Source organism: Bradyrhizobium sp. WYCCWR15520 (assembly GCF_056174665.1).
In genome coordinates, this window is record NZ_JBWBWM010000008.1 from 69,508 (window position 1) to 82,029 (window position 12,522).

General features: G+C 62.2%; 11 protein-coding genes and 2 pseudogenes. 8 read left to right on the forward strand and 5 right to left on the reverse strand.

Going from position 1 to position 12,522, the window contains the following annotated elements; all coding sequences use genetic code 11:
• Positions 1-338 precede the first annotated feature (338 nt).
• From AC0QUY_RS11075 to AC0QUY_RS11085, 3 genes and pseudogenes are all read left to right on the forward strand, one after another.
• Positions 339-1,586: pseudogene (locus AC0QUY_RS11075) on the forward strand (SulP family inorganic anion transporter); the annotation flags it as partial.
• A gap of 213 nt (positions 1,587-1,799) precedes the next feature.
• Positions 1,800-2,393 carry a TetR/AcrR family transcriptional regulator gene (locus tag AC0QUY_RS11080; protein ID WP_475386858.1) on the forward strand — a complete coding sequence of 198 codons (594 nt, stop codon included), beginning with the start codon at positions 1,800-1,802 and terminating at the stop codon, positions 2,391-2,393.
• Between the two features lie 98 nt (positions 2,394-2,491).
• Positions 2,492-2,935 (forward strand): nuclear transport factor 2 family protein, encoded by a 444-nt coding sequence (locus tag AC0QUY_RS11085; protein WP_475386859.1) that lies wholly within the window; start codon positions 2,492-2,494, stop codon positions 2,933-2,935.
• A 73-nt stretch (positions 2,936-3,008) separates the two neighbouring features.
• Here AC0QUY_RS11085 and AC0QUY_RS11090 read toward each other — a convergent pair whose 3' ends face one another.
• The 3 genes from AC0QUY_RS11090 to AC0QUY_RS11100 form a co-directional block, all read right to left on the reverse strand.
• Positions 3,009-3,590, reverse strand: a complete 582-nt coding sequence (locus AC0QUY_RS11090) for a DUF2889 domain-containing protein (RefSeq protein WP_475386860.1) — start codon at positions 3,588-3,590, stop codon at positions 3,009-3,011.
• Positions 3,591-3,614: 24 nt separating this feature from the next.
• Entirely contained in the window at positions 3,615-4,592 is a 978-nt protein-coding gene (locus tag AC0QUY_RS11095) for an NADPH:quinone oxidoreductase family protein (protein ID WP_475386861.1), read from the reverse strand.
• Positions 4,593-4,676: 84 nt separating this feature from the next.
• Positions 4,677-5,750, reverse strand: a complete 1,074-nt coding sequence (locus AC0QUY_RS11100) for an LLM class flavin-dependent oxidoreductase (protein WP_475386862.1) — start codon at positions 5,748-5,750, stop codon at positions 4,677-4,679.
• A gap of 181 nt (positions 5,751-5,931) precedes the next feature.
• Between AC0QUY_RS11100 and AC0QUY_RS11105 the strand changes: the two genes are divergently transcribed.
• The gene (locus AC0QUY_RS11105; protein ID WP_475386863.1) at positions 5,932-7,074 is read left to right on the forward strand and encodes a mechanosensitive ion channel family protein; all 1,143 of its coding nucleotides are present in this window, start codon (positions 5,932-5,934) and stop codon (positions 7,072-7,074) included.
• A 38-nt stretch (positions 7,075-7,112) separates the two neighbouring features.
• Here the strand turns inward: AC0QUY_RS11105 and AC0QUY_RS11110 are convergent.
• A pseudogene (locus AC0QUY_RS11110) lies at positions 7,113-7,544 on the reverse strand (nuclear transport factor 2 family protein).
• Between the two features lie 179 nt (positions 7,545-7,723).
• Between AC0QUY_RS11110 and AC0QUY_RS11115 the strand changes: the two are divergent.
• The 4 genes from AC0QUY_RS11115 (at position 7,724) to AC0QUY_RS11130 (ending at position 11,938) form a co-directional block, all read left to right on the forward strand.
• A complete protein-coding gene (locus AC0QUY_RS11115) occupies positions 7,724-8,137 on the forward strand; it encodes a DUF3830 family protein (RefSeq protein ID WP_057833489.1) in 414 nt (137 codons plus the stop codon).
• A gap of 2 nt (positions 8,138-8,139) precedes the next feature.
• Complete coding sequence (gene puuE / locus AC0QUY_RS11120; RefSeq protein WP_475386864.1) at positions 8,140-9,078, forward strand: allantoinase PuuE; 939 nt, start codon at positions 8,140-8,142, stop codon at positions 9,076-9,078.
• 4 nt (positions 9,079-9,082) lie between these two features.
• Positions 9,083-10,309: an allantoate amidohydrolase gene (locus AC0QUY_RS11125; RefSeq protein WP_475386865.1), complete on the forward strand. Its 1,227-nt coding sequence runs from the start codon at positions 9,083-9,085 to the stop codon at positions 10,307-10,309.
• 264 nt (positions 10,310-10,573) lie between these two features.
• A complete protein-coding gene (locus AC0QUY_RS11130) occupies positions 10,574-11,938 on the forward strand; it encodes a hypothetical protein (RefSeq protein WP_475386866.1) in 1,365 nt (454 codons plus the stop codon).
• Here AC0QUY_RS11130 and AC0QUY_RS11135 read toward each other — a convergent pair whose 3' ends face one another.
• Positions 11,939-12,487, reverse strand: coding sequence for a YybH family protein (locus tag AC0QUY_RS11135; protein ID WP_475386867.1), 549 nt, complete (start codon positions 12,485-12,487; stop codon positions 11,939-11,941).
• Between the last annotated feature and the right edge of the window lie 35 nt (positions 12,488-12,522).

The window sequence follows — 12,522 nt, forward strand, 5'->3', positions numbered from 1 at the left end:
GACAATTCGTTTTCGGCTGCGTCCTTTTGCGCCTTACATCCGTGATGAAATTCCGCAATGCGAGAATTTCGCCTCGCGGGAACGCATGCGTTCCGCTCGCGCGGCTTTGTCGATGGCGTGCACGGAAGTTGCGCACAACCAACAAGCCTCGTCCGGCCTGTCGAGGCCGCAAGCCTTACTGGGTGACGCGGTCGTTCATCGCAACCTCCGGCATGCCGGCGCCGGCCGATGCCGTGCTTTTACGGGGACTCTGCACGATCGCTGCGCAGGGGGAGTTCTTCTGGTTCCGCCTCTCTCCCTTCGCTATAATCTGCGAATCCTTGATTGGTTAACCCGCAATGCCTGACGGCTCCGCTACTGCCCATACCTATCGCCCCAAGCTCCTCACCGTCCTGTCCGACGGATACGGTCTCGGGTGCTTTCGCAAGGACATGCTGGCGGCCCTGACGGTCGCCATCGTTGCTCTCCCGCTCTCGATGGCGATCGCCGTCGCCTCGGGCGTATCGCCCGAGCGCGGGTTATACGCCGCCGTCATTGGCGGCTTTTTGGTATCGGCTTTGGGCGGCAGCCGCTATCAGATCGGCGGTCCGGCCGGCGCGTTCATCGTCCTGGTATCGGCCACTGTAACGCGGTTCGGCCTCGAGGGGCTGCTGCTGACGGTTTTCATCTCCGGCTTCATGCTGACGCTGATCGGCCTTTTGCGGCTCGGCGCGTTGATCCGTTACATTCCACATGCGGTGACCGTCGGCTTCACCTGCGGCATCGCGGTTACGATCTTTGCCAGCCAGCTGCGGGATCTCGGAGGGCTGAAGCTTCCGGCGGCCGAACCCGGACCGCTGCTGCCGAAACTTGCAATGCTGGCGCAGTCCTTGCCGACCATCTCGCCGGCCGCGGTCGCGATTGGCATCGGTTCGGCGGCCCTGATCTTCCTGCTGCGGCGGCTTTCACCGAATTCGCCGGGAATGTTGATCGCGGTCGTGCTGGCCGCGGTGGCCGCTTGGCTGTTCCATCTGCCGGTCGAGACGATCGGCAGCCGTTTCGGCCAACTTCCGGATGGACTCCCAGGGCCACGCCTGCCGGCGATCTCCTACGCCACCGTGCTCGAAGTGCTGCCTGCCGCGCTCTCTTTCACGTTGCTTGGCGCCGTCGAGAGCTTGCTGTCCGCAAAGGTCGCCGACGGCATGACCGGGCGCAAGCACCGCTACAATATGGAGGTGGTGGCGCAAGGCATCGCCAACGTCGCCTCCGCCTTGTTCGGTGGCATCAGCGTCACCGGCACGATTGCCCGTACGGCAACCAACATCCGCGCGGGCGCGTGCAGCCCGGTTTCCGGCATGGCGCACGCGCTGTTTGTGCTGGTGTTCATGGTGCTCGGAGCCCGGCTCGCAAGCTTCGTTCCGTTGTCGGCGCTGGCCGGCGTGCTGGTGGTGGTGTGCTGGAACATGGCGGAGAAGGAAGAGTTTTTTCGCCTGCTTCGCGGCTGGCGCAGCGCCGCGGTGCTGATCGCCACCTTCGGCCTGACCGTGATCGAAGACCTGACCGTCGGCATCATCGCTGGATGCGCATTGGCCGCGGCGTTTGCGATCTACGATCGCATCAGGGCTGCGCGGTAGGTCGAACTGCCTGGCTGGTTGCGAAAGCGGATCGGCGTTCGCTTCCCGACAGCATGACGCCGGGGCAAAGGGCCAGGCATTTCGCCAGGTTAGCGATACATCGATAGTGAATTTTCGTACCGGACAAAGTAAACGTGCATGCACGGCCGATGTCTGTCGGCAAGAATTTCCAGGATGTGAGAAGCAATGGCTCGGCAGTCGGAACGATCGGCGGCGACGATTGAGGGAGTGTTAGGCGCGGCTCAACGGCTCTTCATGACTCGAGGATTCGATGCAGTCAGCATTGATGAGATCGCTGCAGCAGCCGGCATCGCGAAAGGCGGTTTCTATCACCACTTCTCGTCCAAACAGTCTGTATTCGAGGCGGTGCTCGATCGTGTACAGGCAGAGTTGGCGAGTCAGCTTGAATCGCGCCTTAAATCGAACACGGGGAAGCGCACACCCGAAACTATCGCGATGAATATTCTCGCCTATCTGAAGGCGGCCAGCGCCCCCGGATTACGGCAGCTAATTCTGATCGATGGGCCTGTCGTGCTGGGCTGGAAGCGATGGCGGGAGATCGATGATCATCACTTCTTTGCTTCGATCCATAGCGGCCTCGTCGCAATCATGGGACCGAAAGCTTCTCGGCGGCAAGTTGAGTCTGCCGCCCGGCTTGTCGCCGGAGCAACCATGGAAGCCGCGCTGGTGACTGGTAGCTCCGAAAACCCAGTTGCGGTCGCCCGCGTTTACTGTGCGACCTTGCGGAGCATGCTGTACGGACTTCAGAAGCATCCGTAAAAAAATCGCTGCGGACAGCCTCCGTCTCCCTCCTCTTGACTTACCGACTATGAGTCGGTAAATGCATCCTCCATAACAAGCCAACTGGGAGGGTGGACGTGAGAGCAATTGCCGAACAAAGCAACGATCTGGAAAAGCTGTTTGCCCGCTATCATGTCGGGTGGACGACGCGTAATCCGGATTTGATTGCATCGCTTCATTCCGATGACACCGTTTTCTGGGTGCACGACGGATCGGAGCCGGTGAACGGACGCGAAGCGCTCCGGCAACATTGCATTGGATTGTTTGCCAAGTATCAGTTCGGCCTTGAAGAAAGGCGAAAGCTGTTTGGCGCCGATCACTGGATCTTTGAATGGTCCATGACCATGGATCTGTTGGATACGAACGGCAAACCGTTTCCCGCCAAGGTCGAGATGGTCGATGTCGTCACCGTGAATGAAAGCGGTGAAGTGACCCGCAAGGACGTCTATCTGAACGGTTCCCAAAAGGACGCCGCCTTCAGTCGCGCCGGTCTCGACGCCGGCCGCGGACATCAAGGCTGACCGCCGCACGATGCCAGCGAAGAATCGTTGGCTCCCTTGAATCAATCTGATCAGGAGTTTATCGGATCACGCATTAATCCCTCGCCGCCGGCTTGGTTGCGAACTGCGGGAACATCGCGGCGACGATCGGGCCGTCGGTGCGCCAGGAATGGCAGCCGCCGATGAAGAATGGACGCTCACCAGAGTTCTGCTGGTTCTCCAGCGTGTCGCGTCCCTCCGGTTTCCTGCCATAGGACATGGTCTGGTACAGCGTGGTCACGGCGGGGCCGAGGAGCTCCATCAGATGCGTGCAGGTCTCCAGCCGGCCGATCTTGCGCCGCACCGTTTCGCGCCAGCCCGGGCCGATGCGCTCGCCGATCAGGCGCCGCAGGATCGGCTCGGCCTCGACACAGGTCGGGTAGGGCGTCGCGCGCATCATCGTCTCCGCCTCGTGGATGATCATGCCTTCATCGATGGCGAGCCGCAGGCCGATGTCATGCACGGGATCGCCCGGCTTCAATTCCTCGCGAAAACGATCGGCGCGCTGGGTGAACGGTTTCGTGTCCCGCAGCCACGCCTCGACTTCCCAGAGCCCGTCGTCGCGCAGAAAGCCTTCGCACTCGACCGATCGCGTGTGCATCAGGCGGCGCGATTTGTTGGCATTTTCCAGAGACATCAGCAAATATCCTCGACGCGTCGCTCAGCCTAATTTGATGATCATCTTGCCCAGCGCCGATCGCGACTGCATGGTCTTGAACGCCTCGCGGAAATTTTCGAACGGCACAATCTTGCCGACCACCGGCTGCAATTTGCCGGATGCCAGCCAGTCGAACAATTGCGCCATCAGCCGGGTGTGAGTCTCCGGCTCGCGCCGCTGGATCTGCGCCAGATCGACCCCGAGCAGGGCGCCTCCTTTGAGCAGCGGCAGATTGAACGCCAGCGCCGGGATGGTGCCCGAAGCGAACCCGACCACGAGATGCCGTCCGCGCCAGGCAATCGAGCGAAACGCCTGCAGCGATACTTCGCCGCCGACGGGATCGTAAATGACATCGGGCCCATGGCCGCCGGTCAATTCCTTTAGCGTGTCGCGCCAGTCCGCCTTGGTGTAGTCAATGGTCTGATCGGCGCCGAAGCCAACCGCGAAGTCGCGCTTCTCGGCCGTTGAGGCGGCGGCGATCACCCGCGCGCCCATCAGCTTGCCGATCTGAACGGCGGCAATGCCGACCCCGCCGGCCGCGCCCAGCACCAGCAATATCTCGCCGGCCTGAAGCGAGGCGCGGGCCTCCAGCGCGTAAAGCCCGGTCAGATAATTGGCTTGAAACGATGCGCCGGCCTCGAACGGCACCTGCGGCGGCAGGTGCCTGAGCGCTGCCGACGGCACCGAGATATATTCGGCGAGCGCGCCGGAACGGGCCATGCCGATCACCGGCATGCCCGGCTTGAAGGCGCTGACATTGTCCGCGGCGTCGTCGACCGTTCCGGCAAACTCCGTTCCCGGCACGAACGGCAGCGGATCCTTGGTCTGGTAGAGACCCTGTACCTTCAAGCCATCGACGAAGCCGACCGCCGCCGCGCCGATCCTGACACGGACTTCGCCCGCGGCGAGGCCGGGCGTATCGATCTCCCTGATCGAGATACCGTCAATCGAATTGTAGTTGTCGACAACGACGGCCTTCATGCAAAATCTCTCATGCGGTTTCCTGGTCAACCTCAAGGCCTTGCGAAGGCATCTTGAGGTGCGTGCGGATTGTTGAGGTGAACTCTATTCGGCCGCCTCGGCCTGCCGGTCGATCGCCAGCGCACCTTGCTTGATGAGCGGAATCAAGTCACGGCCGATCGCCATCGTGTCGTGCGGATTTTCGAAACCGCGTAGCAGGAAGGAGTGAATGCCGAGCCGGTAATACTTCAACACCGCCGCCGCAACCTGCTCGGGCGTGCCGACCAGGCATGACGTGTTGCCCGGCGCACCGGTGGCGCGGGCAATTCCCATCCACAGCCGCTCGTCATGTACGTCGCCTCGCGCGGCGTAGCCGAGCAGGCGTTCGGCGGACTGGTTGGTCGGTTGCGGCGCGGCGCCGGTCTTGCGCTCGACATCCGCCAGCAGGGCGTTGGCCTTGTCCCATGCCGCGCCTTCGGTATCCGCCATGATCGGCCGCAGCGACATGTTGAAGCCGACCTGGCGCCCGAACACGGCGGCACGCCGGCGGAAATCCTGCACCCGCTCGCGTGTCTCCTTCAGCGGCTCGCCGAAGATCGCGAATACGTCGCAATGCTTTGCGCCCATCTCCAGCGCGCCCCCGGAAGAGCCGCCGAAGAAGAGGGTGGGGTAGGGCTGCTGATGAGGCTTGATGTCGGAGAAACCGCCCTCGACGCGGTAGAACTCGCCCTTGTGATCGATCGGGCCGTCGCTGGTCCAGAGCTTCTGCAACACCTCGAGATATTCGCTGGCGCGGCGGTAGCGGTCGTTCTTGGGCAGAAAGTCGCCCTCGCTGGCCTGGTCCGCGTCGCTCGTGCCGGCGATGATATGCAGCGACAGCCGGCCCTGTGTGAGCTGGTCGAAGGTCGCGACCTGCCGCGCGGCAAGCGCCGGCGCCACCGAGCCCGGCCGGTGCGCGATCAGGAACTTGATCCGCTCGGTGTGGTCGGCCGCATAGAGCGCAATCGCAAAACCTTCGGCGGCGGAGGCATAATATCCAACCAGCACGGAATCATAGTTCCACTGCTCATGCAGCCGGGTGAAATCGATCACCCATTGCCGCGATATCTGTCCCTTGATCAGGTGAACCGCGACGCCCTCCTGCTGGGTGCCGATCATTCCGATGATTCTTGCTGGCATTGGTGCGTCCCTGGTCCCTCATGTTTGTTCCGAATGAAACGCGTAAGGCGAAGGGAAAGCAAGCAAACCCGTCGAATAGCGAAATGCGCTCAGTGAATTGCTGCGCTGCGTCAGATGCGGGACCAATGCACGGATCAATGCGTTAGCGGCCCAACGGGCGCTACGCAGCGGGGAATCTTGCATGGAAGATCTTCTGTCAAAATTCGAACAGATATTTGGCTGGGTGCCGCAATGGGCAATCGGTCTGGGCCTCGTCGTGGGAGCTATTTTCATTGCACTGTTCGTCTACGGTATTGCCGCCAGAATCGTCAGGCGCGTAGTCGCAGCACGCTGGCCGGCGGTGACGTTGCTCCTGCAGCGGATCGCCGGACCGAGCCGGCTGGCGCTCTGTCTGGTGGCGGTCGCGCTGGTGCTGCCGCTGGCGCCGCTGAACGACGTGCTGCGCGAGCAGCTCAGGCACTTTTTCGTAGTCGCCGTCATCGCCCTGATCGGATGGATCACGGTTCGCGCCGTCGACATGGGGGCCGCGCGTTATCTGCAGCGGTTCCGCCTCGACACCGATGAGAACTTTCTCGCCCGCAAGCATGTCACCCAGGTTCGCGTCTTCAAGCGCGTAATCGATACGCTGATCATCCTCATCGCGATCTCGACCGCCTTGATGACTTTCGAATCCGTCAAGCAATACGGCGTCAGCCTGTTTGCGTCCGCCGGCGCCGCCGGCCTGATCGTCGGCCTTGCCGCAAGGCCGCTGCTCTCAAACCTGATCGCAGGCGTCCAGATCGCGATCACGCAACCGATCCGGATCGAGGACGCCGTCATCATCGAGAACGAATGGGGATGGGTCGAGGATATCGCCTCGACCTATGTCGTGGTCCGTCTCTGGGACTGGCGCAGGATGGTGGTCCCGCTGTCCTACTTCATCGAGCGTCCGTTCCAGAACTGGACCCGCGACACCCAATCGCTGATCGGGGCCATCGCCTTTCATGTCGATTACTGCACCGACGTCTCACGGATCAGGCAGCGGCTCGAGCAGGCCGTGCGCGAGTCCAAATTGTGGGATGGCGCCGTGGTCAATCTCCAGGTGATCGAGGCCAGCCCGCGGGCGATCGAACTCCGGGCGCTGGTCAGTGCCAGATCCGCACCGCAATCCTGGGATCTGCGCTGCGAGATCAGGGAAAAGCTGCTGGCCTTCATTCGCGAGGAAATGCCCGAAGCATTCCCGCGCGAGCGCGCCATGGTATCGCCCCCGATCGCCGATTTCGGCGGCGCGTTCGAGCATGGCGATGCGCGGTCGCGGCCGGTGCCGGCGCGGGCTCATAGCTGAGCACCACGGATGATCGGTTCAATCAAACCGAAAGGGCTCTAGACAATGCCGTGCTGCTTTAGAAGCGCCTGCTCATCGCCCGACACCCAGCCGAAGACCTTTGCCTCGCCGTTTAGCTTCTGGACCAGATAGTGAACATCGAAGTCTATTGTTGTGTCCTTCTGATCCTTGCGAGCATAAGTCGCGGTCCAAGAGACATGGGTCACGCAGTGATGCTCATCGATCGGCGAGATACGAATATGACGAATCCGCATCCCCTTGGTCCCGATCGCGCGATAGTGCGCGTATCCTTGTGCCATGACCTACTTTAGCTCATCGTCGTTCTTCCCGGTCATAACCCCGGCAGTCGAGGCCGCGATGAAATGCGAGGCATACAGCGACGCGACCTCATCCATATCCGAGTTCCCTTCGAGGGACTGATTGAAAAAGCTCTCGTATCGCTCGAATAGCTTCCTTACAGCGTTCTCCATCAGTTGTTTTCCCCGGGTTGAAGTCTGGCGCCTCCAACAACACCGATCTCAGGCAATTCGGTCCATGCTCCTCCAACTCAATCCCGACGGGGCCGGAATGGGCCTTGCTTCCGCTGGTTCCGGCTGTAATGGATACGGTTGAACTTTCGTCCTTTACCTGTATCCAGAAGAAGAGATCGATGAGCCAACTGATTGTCCGCGCCGGTGAATTCACCTTCGAGGCCCGTTTCGAGGAGCAACTGGCGCCGAAGACGGTCGCCGCCTTCCGCAAGGCGATGCCGTTCGAGAGCCAGGCGATCCACGTCCGCTGGAGCGGCGAGGGTGTCTGGATGCCGCTCGGCGATCTCGATTTCGGCGTCTCCTACGAGAACCACACCAGCTACCCCGCGCCCGGCCAGATCATTCTTTATCCCGGCGGCATCAGCGAGACCGAAATCCTCTTGGCCTATGGCGGCGTGCATTTCGCCAGCAAGATGGGCCAGCTCGCCGGCAACCACTTCATCACCCTGACCTCGGGCCTTGAGAACCTGACCGCGTTCGGCAAGACCGTGCTGTGGAAGGGCGCGCAGAAGATCCGCTTCGAGGAAGTCTGAGCATGGCCGCGCCTGTCTACCCGCGCGACTTCCGCGGCTACGGGCGCAACCCGCCCGATCCGAAGTGGCCCGGCAATGCGCGGGTCGCCGTCCAGTTCGTGGTGAATTTCGAGGAGGGGGGCGAGAACAATATTCTCGATGGCGATCCTGCCTCGGAAGCGTTTCTGTCCGACGTACTGGGCGCGAAGCCCTGGCCCGGACAGCGCCACGCCAATATCGAATCGATGTTCGAATATGGTTCGCGCGCCGGCTTCTGGCGGCTGTGGCGGATGTTCACTGAGCGCAATCTGCCCGCCACCGTGTTCGGCGTCGCCAAGGCGCTGCAGCGAAATCCGGACATCGTCGCCGCCATGAAGCAGGCCGGCTGGGACATCGCCAGCCATAGCCTGCGATGGATCGAGCACAAGGACATGTCGGAAACCGAGGAGCGGACCGAGATCGCAGCTGCAATCCGCGTCCACACCGAGGCGACCGGCGCACGTCCGCTCGGCTGGTATACCGGCCGTTCCTCGATCAACACATTAAGGCTTCTGATGGAAGCCGGCGGTCTGCTGTATCTCTGCGACTCCTATGCCGACGACCTGCCATACTGGGTCAAGTCGCGCGACTCGAAGCCGCATCTGGTCATCCCCTATACGCTCGATGCCAATGACATGCGGTTTATCAACGCGCAGGGCTTTGGCGGCGGCGACGAATTCTTCACCTACCTCAAGGACAGCTTTGACGTTCTTTATGCGGAAGGCGAAACCGCGCCGAAGATGATGTCCGTCGGCCTGCATTGCCGGGTCGTCGGCCGCCCCGGCCGCGCCGCGGCGCTGATGCGGTTTCTCGACTATATCGGAAAGCACGAGCGGGTCTGGGTGCCGACGCGGCTGGAGATCGCGCAGCATTGGCACGCCAATCTGGCCCATCTCGCCGACGATGCTTTCGATATTGGATGAAGCCATGCTCGGCGATGAAATCGTAAGCCGCATCAATCAGCTCGGAGCGATTTCCGAGACCGGCGATAATCTGACGCGGATCTTCCTGTCGCCCGAGCACCGTACCGCGGCCGATCTCATCCTGTCGTGGATGAAGGACGCCGGCATGGCCGCGCATCTTGACGCCATCGGCAATGTCTGCGGCCGCTACGAGGGCGCGCGCGCGGGGTTGCCGTGCGTGATGCTGGGCTCGCACTACGATACCGTGCGCGACGCCGGCAAATGGGATGGGCCGCTCGGGGTGATCACGGCGATTGCCTGTGTCGCCGATCTGAACCGGCGCGGCGTGCGGCTGCCCTTCGCGGTCGAAATCGTCGGCTTTGCCGACGAGGAGGGCGTGCGGTTTGCCTCCACGCTGCTCGGCAGCCGGGCCGTTGCGGGCACCTTCGACGAAAGCGTGCTCAACACGCGTGACCGTGACGGCGTCTCGATGCGCGAGGCGCTTGCGCAGTTCGGCCTCGACCCTGACCGCATCGGCGCGGCCGCGCGGGTGCGCCGCGAACTGCATGCCTATGTCGAACTGCACATCGAGCAGGGGCCGGTGCTGGAACAGCAAAACATTCCCGTCGGCGTGGTGACGGCGATCGCGGGCGCCACGCGGCTCGCCGCGAACCTCTCCGGCATGGCCGGCCATGCTGGCACGGTGCCGATGGCGCTGCGGCGCGATGCGCTGGCGGGCGCCGCCGAATGCATCGTCGCGGTCGAACAATTCTGCAGGGACGACGGCTCGGGCCTGGTCGGCACCGTCGGCGCCATCACCGCGCTGCCGGGCGCGACCAACGTCATTCCGGGCAAGGTGTCATTCACCCTGGACATCCGCGCGCCGACCGACACCCACCGCAAGGGCGCTGTCGCCGAGATCGTGCGGCGGATCGAGGCGATCGCAAAGCGCCGGGAACTGTCGCTCCAGATCGACGTGACCCACGAAAATCGTACCGTGCCCTGTGCGCCCTGGCTGAAAGCGCAAATGGCGGAAGCGGTTGCGGCCGAAGGTTTCGGCGCGTTCGAACTGCCGAGCGGAGCGGGGCATGACGGCATGGCGATGATCGATATATCAGATGTCGCCATGCTGTTCGTGCGCTGCCGCGGTGGCATCAGCCATAACCCGGCCGAGCATGTCGAGCCCGCCGATGCCGATGCGGGGGCACGCGTGCTGCTGCGGCTGATCGAGAATTTCCGGCCAAAGGTATGAGGCGGAGCCGCCTGATCGTAGGATGGGTAGCGCGCAGCGAAACCCATCACCTCTGGCTCACGCTAACTTGCAGCTGTGAGCGAGGGCAATCGGGAAGGCATGGTGGGTTTCGCTGAGCTCTACCCACCCTACAGGCTAGAGGGCTTCCCGCTTTTATGACAACGCAATGACATCATGAGTCATCTGGCAGAAATACGAATCGACGATGTCTGGGGCGCCAACCCGTGGTAATCGAAGCCACGGAAACCTCGTTCGTCCAGGCAGATGCACCGTCACATTTCATTTTCATCTCATCGCGAGTACCGATTTTACCAGGGTCCGATTGCCACCTGCGTCGCCAACGGTATTCAGGCTGTCAATTTTCTCGCCGACCGGTTCCTGAGAAAATATCACTCATCGACCGGGATCGAGGAGCTGTACAGGCGCTCGGTCGACAATGCCTTTTCTCCGCAGGAAGCCTTTCTGGTCACGGGGGCGCCGCACGCATCCGCCTACTATCCTCGGGACTTTGCCTGGTTTTATCCCGATGTTCTCGATCCCGAGACCATCCTGGATTCCGAGGATGCCGTCCGCAGGGTTCGCCTGCTCGAAAAGAGCGTCCGGCTGATGCTGGAGGCCGTCCGCGCCGATGTCGTCACCACGACCATTGTTCCCGCAGGCGGCGATCGGTACATCGGCGTCAATTACTTCTCGCTGCCGTCGGATACGCTGCTGGGCATCCTCGCCGGTCTGGAACAGATCATACGCGCCGACCAAAGGGCGTCTTCATATCTGGCGATGGCGCAAGGCGCTCATGCCGGCCGTCTGTTGCTCGCCGGGTACCGCGAGGACCTGAAGAAGGCGATACTTCAACTCGCCAGCGCCCTGCAGCCGTTCGACGACAACGGCATCGCGGCTCTGCTGTGTGACCTAAACGCACCTCGTTCCGCGGCGACGGATACCCGTGCCGAGCGCAGGCGTTTCGTCACCAATGCATGCGTCTACGCGACCTTTGTGCGCGGCATTCGGTTGGGGGTGGTCGACCAGACGGAGCTGGAGGGGCTGATTGGACGCGCGCTTTCGCAGTACAAGAAGGAGCTTCTGCGGTTGTTCGGCAAGCACGGCCATATTCAGCATGCCCTAGATTCCAGACATCAGCCGGCGGCGTCTGCCATTGCGCTCGATTTCGTCAATGTGCACCAGGGATTTTGGGATCTCGGTGACGAGAGCGAACGCGCGCTGTTCGCAGCCACGACCGATCTGATACTTGGCGAGCCGCAGTTTCGAATTCCGGATACGTCTCACTTCCTGGTATCCGTGGATAATCCGCAGACCAAGATGATCCACAAGATCGCGGCTTCGGCCTACCAGGGGCGTTCCTGCTGGCCGACGTTTAACGTCGAATTCGCCGACCGCATGCTGGACTACGATGAACATTCCGGCACCGACACGTACCGGTCCCGTGCCCGCGATATATTGAGGGACATCCGTACCGCGACCGAAACGCACGGCGGATATCAGGAGCTGCTGTCGGAAAAGGGCCTCAAGTACCGCACGTGGGCTTATCAGAGCGCCGTCGCTCACTCCTGGTTTCCACGTTTTCTGTCGGTCTGGCAGCGGGCATTCGGAATGTCGCTGCTTAGGACCTAGTCACCGGGCTTCGAGTTTTGCGCCGCGGGCCAGTGCGGCCGCGGTCTCAAGTCCGACGTTTCGGACCAGCGGGTCGGCATGGCGGTGAACCAGCCACCACTCCGCGCCTTGCCTGCGATAGACCAGCGTCACCCGCAGCGACCAATCCTGGTCCGGCAAGCCGCCGACCTCACCGTGCTGACGTTCGATCGCTGCAAGGACGACCAGATCGTTCGACGTGTAGGCCTGGACGAGCTCGAGCTTGGCATCGCCGTTCTTGAAATAGTCGGCGAGCCGCGCCAGCCGCTCGGGACTCATGTCAAAACCCCGGCTGGCGCCGCCGCCAAACGGCTGCATCAGTGTAAAGTCATCGGAGATGCGCGTGAGGCTGGACCATCTGCCCATGTCCCCGCTCATGAAAGCCGACGCCCGCGCCTCGGTCTTGCCGACCAGGTCGATGAGCTCCTGATCCGTTGTTGCGGCCGGTGGCTCCTGTGCGGCGCTGGCCGACAGCGGCAAGGCGAGTGCGGCCTTCAGCGCCAAACGCTTCCAGTGGTTCGATTTGAACATTTCGATCTCTTTTCATTCGAATTGGGCCGGCGACT